The sequence below is a fragment of the Salipiger abyssi genome (assembly GCF_001975705.1).
GTDB classification, from domain to species: domain Bacteria; phylum Pseudomonadota; class Alphaproteobacteria; order Rhodobacterales; family Rhodobacteraceae; genus Salipiger; species Salipiger abyssi.
In genome coordinates, this window is the sequence record NZ_CP015093.1 from 2,149,695 (window position 1) to 2,170,213 (window position 20,519).

A 20,519-nucleotide genomic window follows, 5' to 3' on the forward strand; every position below is an offset into this window, starting at 1 on the left:
GTTCATAGCGTGCCGCTGCGGCATGGGACAGTGCCTGTCTGCGGAAATCGCGGGCTGATAGCGCAAATGCTAGCGCAAAATTTCCGCACCGAGGGGCTGTTAGCGGATGTCCGCGCGCTCAGGCGGTGGCGCTGCCGGTCGCATCGGAGCGCCAGCCGGGCGAGACGGTGGGCGCGCCGAAGTAAAACCCCTGAAGGCAGTCGATTCCGATTTCGGTCAGATACTGCGCGTCATCCGCCCGCTCGACCGATTCGGCAACGGTGAACATGTCGAACTGCTCGGCGATGACGGCGATGGCGCGGGTCAGCACCTGGTTGTCGGGATCGCGGGCGATTCCGTGAATGAACTGACCGTCGATCTTGAGAATGTCGAAGCTGAAGTCCTTGAAATGGCGCAGCGCTGTATATCCTGCCCCGAAATCGTCCATCGCAAAGGCGATACCCTTGCTTTGCAGCCCGGCCATGAAGCTCGTCACGATCTCCGGCACCAGCATGGCGGAGGATTCGGTGATTTCGAGAATCAGCCGCTCGCCCACCGTCGGATCCGTTGCGAGCCCCTGCTCAAGAATACGCATCCAGTCGCGATAGGCGATGGAGCGCGCCGACATATTGACCGCCAGGCGCAGCCCCGGCTCCCTCGCGAGCTCTGCGAGCCCCTTTTCCAGCGCGATGCAGTCGAGCAGCCGGCCATATTCGGTTTCCTCGACTAGGCAGATGAACTCCTCCGCCGGGACGATGCGCCCGGTCTCGTCGAGCACCCGGATCAGCCCCTCGTGATAGGCGGCGATATCGGGTTGCCGTGCCTGCACCACCGGCTGGAAGGCCAGCAGCACCTGCCGGTGCCGGATCGCCGCGCGCACCGTATCCAGCATGCCGCTGTCACGCTTGGCGAGGGCCAGATCCAATGCGTTTTGTGCCTGCATGCCGCAGCCGCCCCTATCGTGCTCGTCCTGCCGTGCCGGGCCGCCATGGCCCCGATGCGCGCCACTCTGCCCTGCCGGGCTTAATCGCGGGTAAATGATTGCATTTTGCAGCGGATTCCGGTGCCGGCGCAGGGCGTGTTGACTCCTCCGCCAAAGCGCCTATAAGCGCGCTTTCATTGGTGTTGGTGGCCCCCGCGAGGGGATGCCCTGTCGCTCCGGCCAAATCCGGGGAGAGGACAACGCCCTTCGAAACTGCGATTGCGGCCCGAAAAACGGAACCCTGTTTTCGGACCAAGCCGCAAGGCACTTATTGTGAAGGAGATCAGCCGTGACCAAACGCACGTCTGCCAAGTACAAAATCGACCGCCGGATGGGCGAGAACATCTGGGGCCGTCCGAAATCCCCCGTCAACCGCCGTGAATACGGCCCGGGCCAGCACGGCCAGCGCCGCAAGGGCAAGCTGTCGGACTTCGGTCTTCAGCTCCGCGCCAAGCAGAAGCTCAAGGGCCATTACGGCGATCTGACCGAAAAGCAGTTCCGCCGCATCTTTGCCGAAGCCGAGCGGATCCGCGGCGACACCGGTGAGCTGCTCATCGGCCTGCTCGAGCGCCGTCTGGACGCGGTCGTCTACCGCGCCAAGTTCGTGCCGACGATCTTTGCCGCCCGTCAGTTCGTGAACCACGGCCATGTGCTGGTGAACGGCAAGCGCGTCAACATCCCCTCCTACCGTGTGAAAGAGGGCGACGTGATCGAGGTCCGCGAGAAGTCCAAGCAGCTCGCCTCCGTCCTGGAAGCGTCCCAGCTGCCCGAGCGCGACGTGCCCGATTACCTCGAGGTCGATCACTCCAAGATGGTCGCGACCTTCGTGCGCACCCCGGGTCTGGCCGATGTGCCCTACGCGGTTCAGATGGAACCGAACCTCGTCATCGAATTCTACGCGCAGAACTGATCCGGTTCCGCGCTTCTCTTCGGAAAGGGCCGCATCTTCGGATGCGGCCTTTTTCTTTGCCCGAATTTTGGGCGCCGCATCGTGCCGGGTCCGCCTTTCGATATTTTACCGATTGATAAAAAATTTGACCTGTGGAACGCTTTTTCCCAAAGCAAAGGCAGCGGGAGGCGACCGATGGACGCAAAGGCACTGGCTCCGGGCATTCAGCCCGGGCGGTTGGACAAGGCCCTGATCGAGGCGGGATTTGCGGATCTGCACCCGCGGCTTGACGATCACGAGGCGCTGGTCGCGGCGGATCGCTGCTATTTCTGCCATGATGCGCCCTGCACGACGGCCTGTCCCACCGAGATCGACATCCCGCTCTTTATCCGGCAGATCGCCACCGGCACGCCGGAGGCGGCGGCAAAGACGATCCTGTCGCAGAACATCCTCGGCGGCATGTGCGCCCGGGTCTGCCCGACGGAGACCCTCTGCGAAGAGGTCTGCGTGCGCGAGACCGCCGAGGGCAAGCCGGTCGAAATCGGGCGGTTGCAGCGCTATGCCACCGATACGCTGATGGCCGAGGGCGTGCATCCGTTCGAGCGCGACGCGCCGACCGGCAAGCGCATCGCCGTGGTGGGGGCGGGGCCGGCGGGGCTCTCCTGCGCGCATCGGCTGGCGATGATGGGCCACGAGGTGGTGCTGATGGATGCGCGGGCGAAGCCGGGCGGGCTCAATGAATACGGGATTGCGGCGTATAAGAGTACCGGAGGCTTTGCGGCGCGCGAGGTCGACTGGCTGATGCAGATCGGCGGGATCACGTTGCAAAGCGGTGTGGCGCTGGGGCGCGATGTGACGCTCGAGGCGCTGCGGGCCGAGTATGACGCGGTGTTCCTGGGCATGGGGCTTGGCGGGGTGAACGCGCTGGGTGTCGCGGGAGACGACAAGCAGGGTGTCGAGGATGCGGTGGAATTCATCGCCGAGCTGCGGCAGGCTTCGGATCTGGCGGCGCTGCCGGTCGGGCGCGACGTGGTGGTGATCGGCGGCGGCATGACGGCGGTGGATGCCGCGGTGCAGGCGAAACTGCTGGGCGCGCTGAACGTCACAATCGTTTACCGCCGCTCGCGCGAGCGCATGGCGGCTTCGGTCTATGAGCAGGAACTGGCGGCGGCCAAGGGGGTGCGGATCATTTGCAGCGCTTCCCCGGTGGCGGTGCATGGCAACGGTGCGGTGCGCGAGATCGAGTTCGAGTTCACCGGCGACGATCTGACGCCCACGGGCGAGCGCTTTCGCCTGCCCGCGGATCAGCTGTTCCGCGCCATTGGGCAGACGCTGACGGGTGAGGGGCTGCCAGAGCTCGACGGGCGCAAGATCGCGGTGGATGGCACCGGCCGGACCTCGCTGCCGGGCGTCTGGGCCGGGGGAGATTGCGCCAGCGGTGGCGACGATCTGACGGTGACGGCGGTGGCCGAGGGCCGCGACGCCGCCGAGGACATTCATGCGAGCCTGATGGGCTAGGCTCACCCGTCCCGGACGCCGGTCCGGGACCTCGCGACGAGAGGCCCCGGAACACGTCCGGGGCGCGTATCCAGCTAACCCGGAGGAGGCTTTCCATGGCCGATCTGACGAGCGATTTCATCGGGATCAAATCCCCCAACCCGTTCTGGCTGGCCTCGGCGCCGCCGACCGACAAGGAATACAATGTCCGTCGCGCCTATGAGGCGGGCTGGGGCGGCGTGGTCTGGAAGACCCTGGGCGAGGAAGGCCCGCCGGTGGTCAACGTGAACGGCCCGCGCTACGGCGCGATCTGGGGCGCCGACCGGCGCTTGCTGGGGCTCAACAATATCGAGCTGATCACCGACCGCCCGCTGGAGGTGAACCTGCGCGAGATGAAGGCGGTGAAGCGCGACTATCCCGACCGCGCGCTGATCGCCTCGATCATGGTGCCCTGCACCGAGGAGGCCTGGAAGGCGATCCTGCCTCTGGTGGAAGAGACCGGCGCCGATGGCGTGGAGCTGAATTTCGGCTGCCCGCACGGGATGAGCGAGCGCGGCATGGGCTCGGCGGTGGGACAGGTGCCCGAATATATCGAGATGGTGACGCGCTGGGTGAAGCAATACACGCGCATGCCCTGCATCGTGAAGCTGACGCCGAATATCACTGATATCCGCAAACCCGCTTTGGCGGCGCATGCGGGCGGGGCGGATGCGGTGTCGCTGATCAACACCATCAACTCGATCACCTCGGTGGATCTTGATCTTTTTGCGCCGGAGCCGACGATCGACGGCAAGGGCGCGCATGGTGGCTATTGCGGCCCGGCCGTGAAACCCATCGCATTGAACATGGTGTCGGAAATCGCCCGCTCGCCGGAAATGGCGGGACTGCCGATCTCCGGCATTGGCGGGGTCACCACATGGCGCGACGCGGCGGAGTTCATGGCGCTCGGCGCCGGCAATGTGCAGGTCTGCACCGCCGCCATGACCTACGGGTTCAAGGTGGTGCAGGAGATGATCTCCGGCCTGTCGCAATATCTCGATGAGAAGGAGATTGCGCTGTCCGATCTGATCGGTCGCGCGGTGCCGAATGTCAGCGACTGGCAGCATCTGAACCTGAATTATATCAGCAAGGCCAGGATCAACGAGGATCTCTGCATCAAATGCGGCCGCTGCTATGCTGCCTGTGAGGATACCTCGCACCAAGCCATCGCCATGAGCGAGGATCGGGTGTTTTCGGTCAAGGATGACGAATGCGTCGCCTGCAATCTTTGCGTCAATGTCTGCCCCATCGAGGATTGCATTACCATGGAGCGCATGGCGCCGGGTATGACCGATCCGCGCACCGGCAAGGCCGTGGAGGCAGAGCCCGCCGACTGGACGATGCATCCCAACAACCCGATGCGCCTGAACGCGGCGGAATAAGATTTTTCGTACGAAAAATCTCTGCCCAGGAAAATTCGTACGAATTTTCCTGGGCTAGCAATGGATGCGCAGAGAGCCGGCATTGCAGATGACGATATACTGGTCGCCGCATTCGATCATGTGAAAGCCGCGCGACCGGATCTCCCTGACGAAATCGTCATATCCGATCTCGCGATGCACATCGCGTTTCCGGCGGCGAACGATGCCGCCATTGCGCGCGGCCTTTGCTGAAAAGAGCTGCGTCTTCCATGCCGGGTTGGAGAGCGCGGGTGCGCGCAGGGAGGGATCGAATTTCATCCGCCAAGCCTGCCGCGATTCTGGTTAACTCTTGGTTGCGCCCGGTGTCAGCAGATTCTGGAACATCGCCTCCACATGCGCGTTTGCCGCCGCCCAGCCCTCTGCCTCGTCAGGCACCAGCACGCGCACCTGTGTGTCGAAATCGGCATAATGCTGGGTAATCGCCCAGATCGACAGGATGAGCTGCGCCGGATCGGCAGGCGCCAGCCGGCCCGCTGCCATCCAGCTCTGTATCAGCGCGCATTTCTCGTCGAAGAGCGGCTTCAGATCGCTTTCCAGATGCGGCAGCATCCGCGGCGCGCCCTGGATGATCTCATTTGCGAAGAGCCGGCTTTCGCGCGGGAACAGCCGGCTCATCTCCATCTTGCGCCGGATATAGGTGAGGATCTCGTCCAGAGGTTCGCCATCGTCGCTGACCTCGGCCAGCGGCGCGAGCCATTCCTCCATCAGCGCATTCAGAAGCGCAACATGGATCGCCTCCTTGCCGTCGAAATAATAGATGAGATTGGGCTTGGACATGCCCGCCGCCTCGGCGATCTGATCCAGGGTCGCGCCGCGATAGCCGTGCTGCGAAAACACCTCCAGCGCCGCCTCCATGATCCGCTTGCGGTTGCGCAATTGAATGCGGCTGGGTTTCTTTGCGCTGCCGTCTGCCATGTCCATCACCGTCCTGCCCGTTTATTGGGCATGCCCGCCCGTTCCCTGCGCGTCTACCGGCATGAGCGCGACAGTCAATTCTTGACTCGCTGAGAGGCGGTTGCAATCGTACCTTTACCAAATGGTAAAAAACACATGCCAGCCCGTGAGGGCTGCGCAAAAGACAAGCGGCAGAGGGGAAGCGAGATGGCGGCACCGGGTGAAAATCTCCGGATCGACGGCGACCGGTTGTGGGACAGCCTCATGGAGATGGCAAAGATCGGGCCGGGCGTCGCGGGTGGCAACAACCGCCAGACGCTGACCGATTCCGATGCCGAAGGCCGCGCGCTCTTCAAAGCCTGGTGCGACGATGCCGGGCTCAGCATGGGCGTCGACCAGATGGGCACCATGTTCATGATGCGCGAGGGCACCGACCCCGACGCGTTGCCGGTCTATGTCGGCTCGCATCTCGACACGCAGCCCACGGGCGGCAAATACGATGGCGTCCTGGGGGTGCTCGGTGCGCTGGAAGCGGTGCGCTCGATGAACGATCTCGGCATCAGGACCAAACACCCGATCTGCGTGGTCAACTGGACCAATGAGGAGGGCGCGCGCTTTGCCCCCGCGATGATGGCCTCGGGTGTCTTCGCCGGCCAGTTCACCATGGATTACGCCTATGGCCGCACCGATCTGGAGGGCAAGCGCTTTGGCGACGAGCTGGAGCGCATCGGCTGGAAGGGTGAGGAAGAGGTCGGCGCCCGCAAGATGCACGCCTATTACGAGCTGCATATCGAACAGGGTCCGATCCTTGAGGCGGAGCAGAAGGATATCGGTGTGGTCACCCATTGCCAGGGGCTGTGGTGGCTGGAATTCACCCTGACCGGCAAGGAGGCGCATACCGGCTCGACGCCCATGGCGATGCGGGTCAATGCCGGGCTCGCCATGGCGCGGATTCTGGAGATGGTGCAGGAGGTGGCGATGGCCGCGCAGCCCGGCGCCGTGGGCGGCGTCGGCCAGATGCAGTTTTCGCCCAATTCGCGCAACGTGCTGCCGGGCACGGTGGTCTTCACCGTCGATATCCGCTCGCCCGATCAGGCCAAGCTCGACGGTATGCGCGCCGAGATCGAGAAACGCGCCGCCACGATCTGCGACGAGATCGGCGTCGGCTGCGCGGTCGAGGCGGTGGGCCATTTCGACCCGGTGACCTTTGCGCCCGAGCTGGTGGGCAATGTGCGCAAGGCCGCCGAGGAGCTGGGCTATTCCCACATGAACCTGATTTCCGGTGCCGGCCACGATGCCTGCTGGGCCGCCAAGGTGGCGCCCGCGACCATGGTCATGTGTCCCTGCGTCGGCGGGCTCTCGCATAACGAGGCCGAGGAGATCTCCAAGGACTGGGCGACGGCGGGCGCCGAGGTGCTGTTCCGTGCCGTGCTGGAGACGGCGGAGATCGTGGAGTGATCAGCCACTTGCGATCACCCGCCCCGGACCTGATCCGGGGCCTCATGACAAACCAGGAGGCCCCGGCGCGGAGGCCGGGGCGGCGCGCTCTATATCGGGCGCAGCGGCAATCTGCGGGCACGGGTCGTGGCGCATCGCGCGGGGCTTTCGGCGCATACTTCGAAATACAAGATCCGCAGGCTGGTCTGGTTCGAGCAGCACGAGGATTTCGAAACCTCGCTCAGACGCGAACGGCAGTTGAAGCGCTGGCGCCGGGCGTGGAAGGATCGGCTTATCACAGAGGCCAATCCGAATTGGCACGACATATCATATGACATCCCCTGAGCTCCGGGGCGGGTGTTGCAAGGGAGAGACGCAATGACCAAAGTCATCAAGGGCGGCACCATCGTCACCGCCGATCTGACCTACGAGGCCGACGTGCTGATCGACGGCGGCAAGATCGTCGAGATCGGTCCCGACCTCAAAGGCGACGAGGTGCTCGACGCCACCGGCTGCTATGTCATGCCCGGCGGGATCGACCCGCACACGCATCTGGAAATGCCCTTCATGGGCACCTACAGCTCGGACGATTTCGAAAGCGGCACCCGCGCCGCACTGGCTGGCGGCACCACCATGGTGGTGGATTTCGCGCTGCCCTCGCCCGATCAGGGCCTGCTCGACGCGCTTCAGATGTGGGACAACAAATCCACCCGCGCCCATTGCGATTACTCCTTCCACATGGCGATCACCTCCTGGTCGGAGCAGATCTTCAACGAGATGGAAACCGTGGTGAAGGAACGCGGCATCACCACCTTCAAGCACTTCATGGCCTATAAGGGCGCGCTGATGGTGAACGATGACGAGCTCTATGCCAGCTTCCAGCGCTGCGCCGAGCTGGGCGCCATCCCGCTCGTGCACGCCGAGAACGGCGACGTGGTGGCCGAGCTTTCCGCCAAGCTGCTGGCGGCGGGCAACAATGGCCCCGAGGGTCACGCCTATTCCCGTCCGCCGCAGGTCGAGGGCGAGGCGACGAACCGCGCCATCATGATCGCCGACATGGCCGGCGTGCCGCTCTATGTGGTGCATGTGAGCTGTGAGGACAGCCACGAGGCCATCCGCCGCGCCCGGATGATGGGCAAACGCGTCTGGGGCGAGCCGCTGATCCAGCACCTGACGCTGGATGAGAGCGAGTATTTCAACAAGGATTGGGACCACGCCGCCCGCCGGGTGATGTCGCCGCCCTTCCGCAACAAGATGCATCAGGACAGCCTGTGGAACGGGCTGGCCTCCGGCTCGCTCTCCTGCGTGGCGACCGACCATTGCGCCTTTACCACCGATCAGAAACGCTATGGCGTCGGCGATTTCACCAAGATCCCCAACGGCACCGGCGGGCTCGAAGACCGGATCCCGATGCTCTGGACCTATGGCGTCGGCACCGGGCGGCTGACGCCCAACGAGTTCGTCGCCGTGACCTCGACCAATATCGCCAAGATCCTCAACTGCTATCCGACAAAGGGTGCGATCCTGGTCGGCGCCGATGCGGATATCGTGGTGCTCGACCCGGAGAAATCCAAGACCATCAGCGCCGCCTCCCAGCAGTCCGCCATCGACTACAACGTGTTCGAGGGCAAGGACGTGAAGGGTCTGCCGCGCTTCGTGCTGACCCGGGGCCGCGTCGCGGTGATGGATGGCGAGATGAAGCCCGAGGAGGGCCATGGCAAATTCGTCAAGCGCACGCCGTCGGGCGCCGTTAACAAGGCGCTGTCCTCGTGGAAGGAACTGACCGCGCCGCGCCCGGTCGAGCGCTCTGGCATTCCGGCGAGCGGGGTGTAATCCTTTGCTCTGCATGACAATCGGCAAGGCGCCCGCCGTTGCACGGGCGCCGAGGGAGACACTGCGATCATGACCGAAGGCGCCATCATCGACGCGCGCGATGTCAGCCTGACCTTCCAGACCAATGACGGCCCGGTGCACGCGCTGCGCGACGTGAACTTGTCCGTGGAGAAGGGCGATTTCGTCTCTTTCATCGGTCCGTCCGGCTGCGGCAAGACCACCTTTCTGCGGGTCATGGCCGATCTCGAACAGCCGACCGCCGGCACGGTTCTGGTCAATGGCGTCAGCCCGGAAGAGGCCCGCAAGGCGCGGGCGTATGGATACGTGTTCCAGGCGGCGGGGCTCTACCCCTGGCGTACCATCGGCGGCAATATCCGCCTGCCGCTGGAGATCATGGGCTATGACAGGCCGGTGCAGGCCAGACGGGTGAAAGAGGTGCTGGAGCTGGTCGATCTGGCCGGGTTCGAAAAGAAATACCCCTGGCAGCTCTCGGGTGGCATGCAACAGCGCGCCTCCATCGCCCGGGCGCTGGCCTTCGACGCCGATATCCTGCTGATGGACGAACCCTTCGGCGCGCTGGACGAGATCGTGCGCGATCACCTCAACGAGCAGCTTCTGGCGCTCTGGGCGCGCACGCAGAAGACCATCTGCTTCGTCACCCATTCGATCCCCGAGGCGGTCTATCTCTCGACCAAGATCGTGGTCATGTCGCCGCGACCGGGCCGGATCACCGATGTGATCGAAAGCCCGCTGCCCAGGGAGCGCCCGCTGGACATCCGCGACACGCCGGAATTCCTCGAAATCGCCCACCGCGTGCGCGAGGGGCTGCGGGCGGGGCATGCCTATGACTGAGCGCGCCGCCCCCTTGCTGCGGTCCGGAGAGCCTCAGACGCCCTCCGCCCCCCGGTGCCGCCCCGCATTGCGTGTCAGGCTGCGGGCGCCCCCTTCACCTTTCACGGTCATCGGCTCTCCAGCCTGTACCGTGCCTCTATCGGACCGGAACATCCTTTCATCTTTCTTAAAATACTCAGAAATCCGCACATTCTGGCCAGTGCTGCGTTGGAGTATTTGGAGAAAGATGAAAGCCGGGGGGCGTTCTCATGAGTATGGCGGTGCTGACCCCGAGACGGGCGGGGCCGGAGGATGTGCCGGGCATCGCCGCCGTGCTGAACCGCTGGATCGACGAGACGCCCTGGTATCCGCGGGCGCATGCGCCGGAGGTGCTGGAGGGGTTCATCGGCGAGGCGCTGCCGGACCGTGAGATCTGGGTGCTGGGCGACCCGATCGAGGGCTATCTGTCGCTCGACCCCGAAACAGGCTGCGTCGGGGCGCTTTATTGTGCGCGTACCGGTGCGGGCTGTGGCAAGGCGCTGATGGACGAGGCCAAGCGCGGGCGCGATTTCCTCTGGCTGCACACCAATGCGCCGAACCTGCGGGCGCAGAAATTCTATCGCCGCGAGGGGTTCCGGCAGGTCGGCGGCGAGATCGCGCCGGAGCCGCCGGAGACCGTGCCCGAGCTGCGCATGGAGTGGCACCGATGAGACATGTCCTTCCCGTGCTGACCGTGGTCGCGGTGATCGTGGCGATCTGGTACGCCGCCGCGATCTGGCTCAACGCGCAATGGGCGCTCGACACCGCCGCGCGGCAGGATCGCACGCTCGGCGCCGCCGAGCTGGTGCTCGACACCTGGAGCCAGGAGAAACCCAAGCTGCCGGCGCCGCATCAGGTGGTGACGGAGCTCTGGCAGACCACCGTGGAGAAGAACGTCACCTCCAAGCGCAGCCTTGTCTACCACGCCTGGGTGACCCTCTCGGCGACTCTGCTGGGCTTTGGCATGGGCACGGCGCTGGGCTTCGCGCTGGCGGTGGGGATCGTCTATATCCGCGTCATGGATATGAGCGTGATGCCCTGGGTGATCGCCAGCCAGACCATTCCGATCCTCGCCATCGCGCCGATGATCATTGTGGTGCTGAACGCCATGGGCCTGTCGGGCCTGCTGCCCAAGGCGATGATCTCGATGTATCTGAGCTTTTTCCCCGTAGTGGTCGGCATGGTTAAGGGGCTGCGTTCGCCGTCGCGGATGATGCGCGACCAGATGCGGACCTGGAACGCCACCCGGGGGCAGGAATTTCTGCGGCTGCGTCTGCCGATGTCTATGCCCTATCTCTTTGCCTCGCTGAAGATCGCCATGGCGGCAAGCCTCGTGGGGGCCATCGTCGGCGAGCTGCCGACCGGCGCCGTGGCGGGCCTGGGCGCGCGGCTGCTGGCGGGCAGCTATTACGGCCAGACCATCCAGATCTGGTCGGCGCTGTTCATGGCCGCCGCCGTGGCTGCCGCCGCTGTCGGGCTGATCGGCATCGTGCAGCGGGCCACGCTGAAACGCATGGGGATGGGCTGATGTGGATCCTGCTCGGCATCCTCGCCTGGGCTGGCGGCTCGGCGCTGAACGTGTGGCTGGCGCGGCAGGCGCCGGGCCGGACAACCGCGCTGGCGGTGCCGCTGATCTTTGGCGTCACGCTGATTTTCGTCTGGGAGGCGGCGGTGCGCGGCTTCGGCATCTCGCCGGTGCTGCTGCCGGCGCCCTCGGCCATCGCGGCGCGCATGGCCGGCTCGACCGGGGTGCTCTGGGAGGATTTCGTTCAGACGGTGATCAAGGGCGCGCTCAGCGGCTATGTGATCGGCTGTCTTGCGGCCTTCGGCACCGCCATTGTGGTCGACCGGTTCGATTTCCTGCGCCGGGGCCTTCTGCCGGTGGGCAATTTCGTCGCCGCCCTGCCGATCATCGGCATCGCACCGATCCTGGTGATGTGGTTCGGTTTCGACTGGCAGTCGAAGGCGGCGGTGGTCGTGGTGATGGTGTTCTTCCCGATGCTGGTGAACACCGTCGAGGGGCTGCGCGACACGTCCGCGATGCAGCGCGACCTGATGCGCACCTATGCCGCCGGCTACTGGACCACGCTCTTGAAGCTGCGCCTGCCGGCGGCGATGCCCTTCATCTTCAACGGGCTGAAGCTTGCCACCACCCTTGCGCTGATCGGCGCCATCGTTGCCGAATTTTTCGGCTCGCCGATCCGCGGCATGGGGTTCCGGATTTCCACCAGCGTCGGGCTGCTTGCGCTCGATCTGGTCTGGGCTGAAATCGTGGTGGCGGCGGTTGCGGGATCGGCCTTTTATGGCGGTGTCGCGCTTTTGGAAAAGGCCGTGACCTTCTGGCACCCGTCGCAGCGCGGGCAGAGCTAGGCACCGGAACAAGACCAACAGGACCAACGACAAGATCAACACGGAGGTAACAATGAACACCCTTACCAAACTGAGCATCGCCGCCGCGCTGAGCCTGGCCGCCGGCACGGCGCAGGCGGCGGACGAGATGACGCTGCAACTGAAATGGGTCACCCAGGCGCAGTTCGCCGGCTATTACGTGGCCAAGGACAAGGGCTTTTACGACGAGGCCGATCTCGACGTGACGATCAAGCCGGGCGGGCCGGATATCGCGCCGGTGCAGGTGCTGCTGGGCGGCGGCGCCGATGTCATGGTCGACTGGCTGCCCTCGGCGCTGGCCGCGCGCGAGAACGGCGCGCCCATCGTCAATATCGCGCAGCCGTTCAAATCGTCTGGGCTGATGCTGACCTGCCTCAAGGAGCACGGCATCGAGACGCCGGCGGATTTCCCCGGCCACACGCTGGGCACCTGGTTCTTCGGCAACGAGCTGCCGCTCTATTCCTGGATGTCCAAGCTCGGCTATGCCACCGACGGTTCCGAGGGCGGGGTGACGATCCAGAAGATCAACTTCAACGTCGATCCGCTGCTGCAAAAGCAGGTCGAGTGCGCCACGACCATGACGTACAACGAATACTGGCAGGTGATCGACGCGGGGCTTACCCCCGATGATCTGGTGGTGTTCAAATACGAGGATGAGGGCATCTCGACGCTCGAAGACGGACTCTACACCACCGAGGCGAATCTCGAAGATCCGGAGATGGTCGACAAGCTGACCCGCTTTGTCGCGGCCTCGATGAAGGGCTGGAAATACGCCGAGGAGAACCCGGACGAGGCCGCCGAGATTGTGCTGGAGAACGACGCCACTGGCGCGCAGACCGAAAAGCACCAGAAACGCATGATGGGCGAGGTTGCCAAGCTCACCGCCGGTTCGAACGGCGCGCTGGACCCGGCGGATTTCCAGCGCACCGTCGACGTGCTGCTCTCGGCCGGTGCCGATCCGGTGATCACCGAAGATCCGGGCGAGGCCGCCTGGACCCACGCCATCACCGACGAAGCGCTGGAGTGATCCAGGCGCGGCAGCGCCGGAGGAGCGGGTGGGTGGCCCGCTCTTTTTCCGGTGCTCCGCTTGAGGCGGAATCGCGATGGAGCAAAAAAGGGGTGGCCAAACGGCCACCCCTTATCTTTATGAAAGGATTATAAAAATGTGGCATTCGGCCGGAGATTTGGGGACGCGCCGCGCCGACCTGACACTCTTTACTTCGCGGACGGGGCGACTCGTAACGGCGCGATGTTACAGCGGCGTGACGATTTCATGAAACGCGGTTAGCGACCGGCAACCCGGAGCATTGCCAGCAGATCCGCTGTCCGGAACGGGCGGTGCAGCACGGCAAAGCCCGAGGCCTCGCCGTGGTCTTCGGCTTCGATTCCCATCAGGGCAATGCGCGCCTGTCGGTCGCTCAGCGCCCTGCCAAGGTCGGATGTTTGCGCCTCTTCCGGTGTCAGTGCCACAATCGCCATCTCCACCCGGGGCAGCTCGCTGAGCACGGCCATCGCCGCGTCGCGGTCTTGCACGCATTCGATGCGGGCGCCGGGATAGGTTTCGCCCAGGGTCGTGGCGATGTCCTCCGCCACGAAGGGCTCTGTGACAAATATAAGAAAGGAAGGGCGCGGTGTTGCGCAGTCTTTGGGTGTCATATCGCTCTGCCATGGAAAGAAGTGGCGAGCGTGGAACATTCCGCGCGGAGCCGCATTTAACTGTGACGTATCAACAGCAAGGATTTCACCGGATGCACAGAATCTCCTGTCAGACCTGCCCGATGCAGAAATGCGCGTTGTTCACGCCGCATTCCGAGGAGCAAAAGGAGTTTCTGGAAGACTTCAAGTCCGGCGAGCTTTCGGTCGAACCCGGGACGCAGATCCTGCTGGAGGGCTCCAGCGCGCCGCAGATCTATACCGTGCTCGAGGGTATGGGGCTGCGCGACAAGACGCTGGAAAACGGTCGCCGGCAGGTACTCAACTTCGTGCTGCCAGGCGATTTCCTCGGGCTCCAGGCCAGCGTGATGGGCGAGATGATGCACTCGATCGAGGCGGTGACGGAGATGCGCCTCTGTGTCTTTCGCCGCGAGGATCTGTGGACGCTGTTCCGGACCCAGCCGGCGCTGGCCTACGATGTGACCTGGATCGCCGCGGCGGAGGAGCATTTTCTTGGCGAGACCGTGGCCACGCTCGGTCAGCGCGACGGGACCGAGCGCGTGGCCTGGGCTCTTCTAAAGCTCTATCAGCGGCTGCGCGGACTGGGGCTGGAGAAGGCCGGCCAGGTGCCGCTGCCCTTCCGCCAGCAGGATCTGGCGGATGCGCTCGGCCTGTCGCTGGTCCACACCAACAAGACGCTGAGCCGGCTGCGCAGCGATGACATGGCTGACTGGTCGGACGGCAAGCTGAGCGTGCCCGATATCCAAGCGCTGGCAGAGCTGGCGGTGACGGACCCCGAGGCGCTGCCCCGGCGCCCGTTTCTCTAACGCGTTACCGGCGCAGTGTGTCGCCGTAGGCGATCTTGGGCGTCAGCTCGATGATCTTGTCGAATTCCGCGTCGGGGCTCTCGACCCGCGTCGCGATGATCTCGGCGGCCTTGCGCCCGATCTCTTCGCGGCAGGCATCCATCGTCGCCAGCTTGCGCGGCAGACCCTGAAGCAACTCGACCCCGTTGAACCCGGCAAGCCCGATATCGGCGGGAATGTCGCGGCCCTGGTCGAGCAGGTAAAGCAGCCCGCCGGCGCCGATCATGTCGTTGGAATAGTAGAGGAAATCCAGCTCCGGCTCGCGTTCCAGAATGGTCTGGGTCATCTCGCGGCCCTTGGCCAGCGCCGAGCCGCCGGAATAGAACTCCTGATCCAGCACCTCGACGCCGCTCTTGGCGAGCGCCTCGGTGAAGCCTTCGAAGCGTTTGCGGGCACGGTGATCGAGCGGCATCTTGGTGCCGAGAAAGCCGATCTTCTGATACCCGGCGCGCAGAATCGCCTTGGCCATCTCGCGACCGGCGCGGCGATGCGAGATGCCGACGGCGGTGTCGATCGGTTTGCCGTCGGTATCCATGATCTCGACCACCGGGATGCCGCTGGCCTTGAGCATCGCCTTGGAGGCCTCGGTATGCTCGATCCCGGCGATGATCACGCCGGAGGGCCGCCAGGACAGCATCTCGTAGAGAACGCGCTCTTCCTTCTCGGGCTCGTAATCGGTGACACCCACGACCGGTTGCAGCTCCGTATCCTCGAGTACCGCCGAGATCCCGGCCATGACCTCGGGAAACACCATGTTGCGCATCGAGGGGATGATCACCGCGACGAGGTTCACCCGCTGGCTGGCCAGCGCACCGGCGATCTTGTTGGGCACGTATCCCAGAGTTTTGGCCGCTTCGAGAACTTTGGCGCGCGTGGCTTCCGACACATCCCCCCGGTTTCGAAGCACTCTGCTGACAGTCATCTCGGACACACCGGAGGCTTCGGAAACATCTCTCAGAGTCAACGGGCGGGGATCGTCGTCTGCCACGGGCGGGCCTCCTCAACGCTGTAAATATCTGCAATGTTAGCGGTTATTGCGCGGCGCACAAGATGCGTGTTCCGCTTGCCGAAAATTCGCGCAGGCAGATGACAAAGCGGGCATGACCGGCTAAGGGAGGGTCAGCGGTCCCGTGGCTCAACTGGATAGAGCAGCCCCCTCCTAAGGGGCAGGTTGCAGGTTCGAATCCTGCCGGGATCGCCATGTGTCAAATATGGCGTTGAAAAGTCATAGCTTTTTCGTCTTCTGGAAACCAGATTCAGAGTTGGTTTCCCTTTCACGTTCTGTTCCCGTTCCGATAACAGCCCGGCGCCGGTCCATTTCGCGGGTGTAATGAGCGATCTCTGACAGGCTGCGGTGGCCGGTCCACGCACCTATCTGCGAGCCTGTTCCGCCGGCCTCTGCGAGCGCTACCGCGCGGGCCTTGCGCAGCCCATGAATGCTGATGCCAGTGAGCCCTATTTCCCGGCACGCGCGGGAGAGAGATTGGCTTGCGCCCTTGGCCGATCTCGGTCGCCCGGCGCCTGTCTGCATGAAGGTCAGCCCGCCAGAAAGATGCTCGATTGCGGCACGGCACAGGTCGCGGTCTGGTGACATGCTGGCGGCGTAGGCCGGCAGGTCGCAGGTCCACGGCACATAGGCCATGTCCCTTGTCTTCGTCTGCCGGAACGCCAGTACGCCCTGATGGTCAATGTGCTGCGGTCCTATCAGAACGATATCGCTCACTCGCGCGCCGGTCCAGAATGCCAGCTCCATGATCGCGCGGGCCGTGCTGCCTATGGCGTAGGCCGAGCGAAACGCCGAGATTTCGTCGCGACTCCAGGTGCGGTGACCCTCTGTCTTTTCGGACACAGGCTTACGGATGCCTGTCGTCGGATCGTCTGTCAGCCAATCCCGCTCGATGCAATACGTTGCCCAGAACCGCCACGCCTTCAGCCGCGCTCCCGGATCTCCCGCCTCTCGCATGTCGGCGCGGATATGTTTCGCGCGCACGGCTGCCGCCTTCACGTCTCCGCCACGATCTGAGATCGCCTTGGCATGGCGCGTGATGATCGCGCGATAGCCTGGGGAGAAGCGGTGGAATGCGTCGGATGCGAGCGCGGCCCGGAACGTGCTGGCAATTGTGCCGGCCTTCGGCTTGGGGATAGGCTTTGCCTCGCCGCGCGCCGCCTCTGCCCATGCTGTGATGAAATCCGGATGATCATGCGGAAGGCCTGCGGGAAGCGGCACAAGCTTGACCTTGCCGCCTCTGCGGCTGCGGTAATACGGCAGTCCCGATCTCGGATGTATCCAAAGCCCCTTCAATCTGACACTCCGAACGCTTCGTCGCACGCCGCAAGATCCTTTTCCGATGCTGTCATCGGAAAGGCTTCGCTGCCCGGTGCGATTCTGTAAACCCGCGCGCCGATCACTATTGCAATGGTCACGCCTTCCTCGCGTGCCACTTGGGCGGCTTGTATCAGCCACTTCGGGGGTTCTGAGGGGCGCACGGCGGGCATGTCAAGGTCTCCCATCGGTGGTGATGATCTCGGCAATAAAGGCCTTCGCTGCGCGCTTCATGCGGGCTGATGGCTGGGAGTTTGCGAAGCCTTTCAGGTCGCAGATCCTACCATCACGCCAGAAGGCGAGGGTGGCGCGCTCTTCACCGGAGATGCTGTAGACTTGCAGATCCCCTTTCTTTGCCTCTCGTGCGTATGACGCCACACAGTGGCGCTGCATCAGGCCTTCGGCGGACAGATCGCGGTCGGACACCAGTCTGGTGAACAGCAGGCCGCTCAACTCGTATCGCGCCGGTGCCGCCCATTCCTTAGGGCTTGATTTCGCAAGTGCCCCCTTGAGAGCCGCTGCGTCATGTTCGCGCTTCAGGCGGCTCAGGCTCCAAGCTGGGTTGACGGTAATACCCATTCGCTGCGTGTCCCGATGCATTGAGGCGATCTCAGAAAACAGGCCCACTGGGGCGAACTTTGCCGCGTAAACCTGGTGTTCTAGGAAGGGCGGCTTCGCATTGACTAGGCGCTGGAGATGACAGGGCCGATACTGGATGATTTCTGCAAATGGCGTCCGTCCGAGGTCGTGGATCCAGATGTAGGCTCGGCGTGAGTTTGTGCTCACTGATGCATGATGAATTTGCTTCCAGACGGCCTTGCCAAGCTCCTTGCGGAGTTCTGTCGGCGTCCTCTCCGCAACTGCGACGATTGGAGCGATCTGGGGCAGGCCATCCCGCTCGCACATTTCGACCTTGCCGCGGTGATGGGAGAAGCGTGAGGCTACAATGTTCTTGATGCCTTTCGGCGCCTTTGTCACCCATGCGGGCATCACTGGCGCGGTCCATTCCGGATAGAGCATCACCCATCCTCCCCATTGCGCGGGGCGGGCTGGTCCCACGGCTCCCATTCCTCGTCCGGATAGACCATGCCCGTGCCGCCACAATATTCGCACTCTTCGTAATCAAAGCCGCAGATGCAGTCTCCCGGCCAACAATCGCAGTGATGGTAGCCCCTGCCATTGCAGACCTTGCAGCGTGTCGATTGATCACCCATCGTCCCGGCCCTCCCCAGCTAGGGCGCGGAGGGCCACGGGCATTTCCCCCGTCCACCGTACCGATATGCTCGCTTCGTAGCTGGGCTTTGCCTGCCATGGGTGATCTTGCGGGAGATACCCTATCGGTAGCGGGTCGTTCTCTGGACCGGCATGGACTGTGAAGCTGGTCACATACTTCGCCGCCTCGGCCACCGTCACGCTGCGGGGCTGTTCGGCGTCGGTCAGGGCGCGGAGCCACGCCTCAACTACAGGTGCGGCGTCTGGGTAAGTCCGGTCCACATGTGCCCATTGATCCGTAATTGCGTCATCTGCGGCTGCGTCTGCACCGTCCTCGAACGCGCCAATTAGCCATGCGTCCAGCAACACCTTCGCCGCCTCGGCCATCGTCACGCTGCGCCGCCCTTCCTCGCGGGCCTCGGCAAGCTGGGCCTCCAGTGCGTCACGCTCGGCGGCGAGGGCATCACAGCGATCCCGCCAGTAACGGTCGGCGCTGTCGTATATGTCGCCGTCAACATAGCGCTGAAATTCGCATTCCCTGTCTCCTTCCCAGCGCGGAACTGTGGCGTGTTCCGACAAGACATAGCGCCCATCAGGATCGTGTTCGCCGCGCTCAGCCGCCCAGATCTCACGCGGCCACTCCACGCTCTCTGTGTCTGTCGGGTGCGTCATGCTGCTGTCTCCTCGAATTGGCCGGCTAGGCATATGCGCCGGTACCATTGTGAAAATCCAAGACCTTCAGCTTGAAGGTTTTCAGCTTGTAGTGCCTTAAAATTTCGGTCGCGCCGCGCAGCTTGTATTCCGGGTGGAACCCGCTGCTCTTGTGCCATTTCCATCCGGTGTCGGCGCCGTCTACCAGGACCCTGCCGTCTCGCTTCAGGGTTACACGCTTTGCGTCTTGGCTCATCTCCGTTCATTTCCGCAGTTATCACAGGTGATCGGTTGGCCGGGCCGCAGGCACATCGCCACGGCACCGCATGTGGGGCAGGGGGTGAAGGCGGGGATCATGTGCGTCTCCCGACAAGATCACGGAATAGGAGTGGTTGGGTGGTGCCGTCCGGATAGACGGCGTCCAGCCATGTGTCAGCTATGGGCTCGCTGCCATCCCACTTGTCGGGGAAGGTGTGCGCCGCGATCAGCTCTCGAATACGGGCCTCTTCCTCGGCGTTGACGAGATCGACAGAAGCCCGGCGCTGGATGTCCAGAACCTTGCTTAATGCGACGGCGCGGGCCTCTAGCGTGATCGGCCCCATGCGCTGTGGGTTCTTGGCGGTTCTACCGTCCTTCAGTTTCTCAGCGCCAGCCTTGCGGTGGCGCTGCGCCGGCTCCCGTAGCCACCGGTAGAGAGGCTTAAGTTCCAATAGCGGCGCGAGGTGCGACCAGTTCGGCAGCGCGATTACGGCTTCGAGCGCGGCGTCCTTCGACGCAAGCGGGCATCCGACACAGCCGGTGCGAGCGTTGATCTCCTCTGCCTCGTCGCCGCCGTAGGCGTCCGCGAGGATAGAGGTAGGCCAGGCACCGAACTCAGGCTGAGGAGCGAAGACTTTGAGCCAGTCCCAAACCGTACACACCCGCCAGTGCAGGATCGGCGCGAGGGTGGCGAGACGGCCACGGATGCCCTTGGCGTTCGGGAGCATCTGCTGATACCAGCCTTGCCCGCACTCGGCGCCATCCTTAGAGCACGACATCGCAATGCGCCCATCCCGCACAGCGCTCTCGCCTTCGCGCACGCCGGTGATCATGAGGGCGGTGCCGGGGAGGTTCTCGGTCGCCGCCTCGAGCGCTGCGGACATCGGGTCAACCTTGATCTGGCGTGTGCACCACCGGAGGGTGTTGTTGTTCGGAGGCGGGACGCCGCGACCGAGGATGTAGACCATGAATCTCTTATCAATCGGGGCACGCACCACGGTGACCTTGATCCAGTCGCGTTCCCTCAGCTTCTCTATGATCCGGTCGGCGGCCTGCTGCAGCGGCGGCAGCTCCTGCCTGGTGTCGGCATAGAACACGTAAAGTCGTTTCGGCTGGCGCAGCTGCCCGCTCTCGATCAGGTGCACGATGAGCGTCAGGACGGCGGTGCTGTCCTTGCCACCAGACCAAGCGACAGCGACGTGGTCGTGATGATCCCAGTAGGAGAGCAGCGACATGAGCGTCAGGTCGACGGCTTCTTCGTGGAGCATGCGGGCGCCACCTGAGAAAAGGGTACCGGCGCCTTTCATGCTGCTGTCTCCTGCGCGAG

22 protein-coding genes, 1 tRNA gene and 1 pseudogene are annotated in these 20,519 nt (G+C 63.9%); 13 read left to right on the top strand and 11 right to left on the bottom strand.

From position 1 onward, the window contains the following. Positions 1-118 precede the first annotated feature (118 nt). On the bottom strand, positions 119-922 hold the full coding sequence (locus tag Ga0080574_RS13895; protein ID WP_076700240.1) for an EAL domain-containing protein: 804 nt from the start codon (positions 920-922) through the stop codon (positions 119-121). A 328-nt stretch (positions 923-1,250) separates the two neighbouring features. On the opposite strand from Ga0080574_RS13895, the gene rpsD reads away from it, so the two are divergent. The 3 genes from rpsD (at position 1,251) to preA (ending at position 4,768) form a co-directional block, all read left to right on the top strand. Further along, positions 1,251-1,871 (top strand): 30S ribosomal protein S4, encoded by a 621-nt coding sequence (gene rpsD, locus Ga0080574_RS13900; RefSeq protein WP_076700244.1) that lies wholly within the window; start codon positions 1,251-1,253, stop codon positions 1,869-1,871. Between the two features lie 174 nt (positions 1,872-2,045). Next, entirely contained in the window at positions 2,046-3,368 is a 1,323-nt protein-coding gene (locus tag Ga0080574_RS13905; protein WP_076700250.1) for an NAD(P)-dependent oxidoreductase, read from the top strand. Positions 3,369-3,463: 95 nt separating this feature from the next. Beyond that, entirely contained in the window at positions 3,464-4,768 is a 1,305-nt protein-coding gene (preA, locus tag Ga0080574_RS13910) for an NAD-dependent dihydropyrimidine dehydrogenase subunit PreA (RefSeq protein ID WP_076700254.1), read from the top strand. A 54-nt stretch (positions 4,769-4,822) separates the two neighbouring features. Here preA and Ga0080574_RS13915 read toward each other — a convergent pair whose 3' ends face one another. Both Ga0080574_RS13915 and Ga0080574_RS13920 read right to left on the bottom strand, forming a co-directional pair. Beyond that, entirely contained in the window at positions 4,823-5,065 is a 243-nt protein-coding gene (locus Ga0080574_RS13915) for a hypothetical protein (protein ID WP_076700258.1), read from the bottom strand. Positions 5,066-5,089: 24 nt separating this feature from the next. Further along, positions 5,090-5,722 carry a TetR family transcriptional regulator C-terminal domain-containing protein gene (locus tag Ga0080574_RS13920; protein ID WP_076705978.1) on the bottom strand — a complete coding sequence of 211 codons (633 nt, stop codon included), beginning with the start codon at positions 5,720-5,722 and terminating at the stop codon, positions 5,090-5,092. 186 nt (positions 5,723-5,908) lie between these two features. On the opposite strand from Ga0080574_RS13920, the gene Ga0080574_RS13925 reads away from it, so the two are divergent. From Ga0080574_RS13925 to Ga0080574_RS13960, 8 genes and pseudogenes are all read left to right on the top strand, one after another. Further along, entirely contained in the window at positions 5,909-7,159 is a 1,251-nt protein-coding gene (locus Ga0080574_RS13925; protein WP_076700262.1) for a Zn-dependent hydrolase, read from the top strand. A gap of 90 nt (positions 7,160-7,249) precedes the next feature. After that, positions 7,250-7,483 (top strand): annotated as a pseudogene (locus tag Ga0080574_RS13930) (GIY-YIG nuclease family protein); the annotation flags it as partial. Between the two features lie 33 nt (positions 7,484-7,516). Further along, a complete protein-coding gene (gene hydA / locus Ga0080574_RS13935; protein ID WP_076700270.1) occupies positions 7,517-8,971 on the top strand; it encodes a dihydropyrimidinase in 1,455 nt (484 codons plus the stop codon). 69 nt (positions 8,972-9,040) lie between these two features. Then, on the top strand, positions 9,041-9,823 hold the full coding sequence (locus Ga0080574_RS13940; RefSeq protein ID WP_076700274.1) for an ABC transporter ATP-binding protein: 783 nt from the start codon (positions 9,041-9,043) through the stop codon (positions 9,821-9,823). 248 nt (positions 9,824-10,071) lie between these two features. Next, on the top strand, positions 10,072-10,512 hold the full coding sequence (locus Ga0080574_RS13945) for a GNAT family N-acetyltransferase (RefSeq protein WP_083716848.1): 441 nt from the start codon (positions 10,072-10,074) through the stop codon (positions 10,510-10,512). Continuing rightward, the gene (locus tag Ga0080574_RS13950; protein WP_076700282.1) at positions 10,509-11,369 is read left to right on the top strand and encodes an ABC transporter permease; all 861 of its coding nucleotides are present in this window, start codon (positions 10,509-10,511) and stop codon (positions 11,367-11,369) included. Before Ga0080574_RS13945 ends, Ga0080574_RS13950 begins: the two co-directional genes overlap by 4 nt. Then, positions 11,369-12,211, top strand: coding sequence for an ABC transporter permease (locus Ga0080574_RS13955; RefSeq protein WP_380658841.1), 843 nt, complete (start codon positions 11,369-11,371; stop codon positions 12,209-12,211). Before Ga0080574_RS13950 ends, Ga0080574_RS13955 begins: the two co-directional genes overlap by 1 nt. A 52-nt stretch (positions 12,212-12,263) precedes the next feature. Then, on the top strand, positions 12,264-13,256 hold the full coding sequence (locus Ga0080574_RS13960) for an ABC transporter substrate-binding protein (protein ID WP_076700291.1): 993 nt from the start codon (positions 12,264-12,266) through the stop codon (positions 13,254-13,256). Between the two features lie 257 nt (positions 13,257-13,513). Here Ga0080574_RS13960 and Ga0080574_RS13965 read toward each other — a convergent pair whose 3' ends face one another. Further along, entirely contained in the window at positions 13,514-13,822 is a 309-nt protein-coding gene (locus Ga0080574_RS13965; RefSeq protein ID WP_076700295.1) for a hypothetical protein, read from the bottom strand. 155 nt (positions 13,823-13,977) lie between these two features. Between Ga0080574_RS13965 and Ga0080574_RS13970 the strand changes: the two genes are divergently transcribed. Then, a complete protein-coding gene (locus Ga0080574_RS13970; RefSeq protein WP_076700299.1) occupies positions 13,978-14,709 on the top strand; it encodes a Crp/Fnr family transcriptional regulator in 732 nt (243 codons plus the stop codon). A 4-nt stretch (positions 14,710-14,713) separates the two neighbouring features. On the opposite strand, the gene Ga0080574_RS13975 is transcribed toward Ga0080574_RS13970, so the two are convergent. Beyond that, on the bottom strand, positions 14,714-15,736 hold the full coding sequence (locus Ga0080574_RS13975) for a LacI family DNA-binding transcriptional regulator (RefSeq protein WP_076700303.1): 1,023 nt from the start codon (positions 15,734-15,736) through the stop codon (positions 14,714-14,716). Between the two features lie 136 nt (positions 15,737-15,872). On the opposite strand from Ga0080574_RS13975, the gene Ga0080574_RS13980 reads away from it, so the two are divergent. Then, positions 15,873-15,949, top strand: a tRNA-Arg gene (locus Ga0080574_RS13980). Between the two features lie 24 nt (positions 15,950-15,973). On the opposite strand, the gene Ga0080574_RS13985 is transcribed toward Ga0080574_RS13980, so the two are convergent. From Ga0080574_RS13985 to Ga0080574_RS14005, 6 genes are all read right to left on the bottom strand, one after another. Continuing rightward, positions 15,974-17,050 carry a tyrosine-type recombinase/integrase gene (locus Ga0080574_RS13985; RefSeq protein ID WP_156876362.1) on the bottom strand — a complete coding sequence of 359 codons (1,077 nt, stop codon included), beginning with the start codon at positions 17,048-17,050 and terminating at the stop codon, positions 15,974-15,976. After that, entirely contained in the window at positions 17,047-17,244 is a 198-nt protein-coding gene (locus tag Ga0080574_RS25920) for a hypothetical protein (RefSeq protein ID WP_156876363.1), read from the bottom strand. The genes Ga0080574_RS13985 and Ga0080574_RS25920 overlap by 4 nt, the downstream gene beginning before the upstream one ends. Before the next feature lies 1 nt (position 17,245). Next, the gene (locus tag Ga0080574_RS13990) at positions 17,246-18,091 is read right to left on the bottom strand and encodes a PcfJ domain-containing protein (RefSeq protein ID WP_076700311.1); all 846 of its coding nucleotides are present in this window, start codon (positions 18,089-18,091) and stop codon (positions 17,246-17,248) included. Positions 18,092-18,277: 186 nt separating this feature from the next. Next, entirely contained in the window at positions 18,278-18,955 is a 678-nt protein-coding gene (locus tag Ga0080574_RS13995; protein WP_076700316.1) for a hypothetical protein, read from the bottom strand. 25 nt (positions 18,956-18,980) lie between these two features. Continuing rightward, positions 18,981-19,190 (bottom strand): hypothetical protein, encoded by a 210-nt coding sequence (locus Ga0080574_RS14000; RefSeq protein WP_076700320.1) that lies wholly within the window; start codon positions 19,188-19,190, stop codon positions 18,981-18,983. Between the two features lie 97 nt (positions 19,191-19,287). Further along, positions 19,288-20,499 (bottom strand): phosphoadenosine phosphosulfate reductase domain-containing protein, encoded by a 1,212-nt coding sequence (locus Ga0080574_RS14005; RefSeq protein ID WP_076700324.1) that lies wholly within the window; start codon positions 20,497-20,499, stop codon positions 19,288-19,290. Between the last annotated feature and the right edge of the window lie 20 nt (positions 20,500-20,519).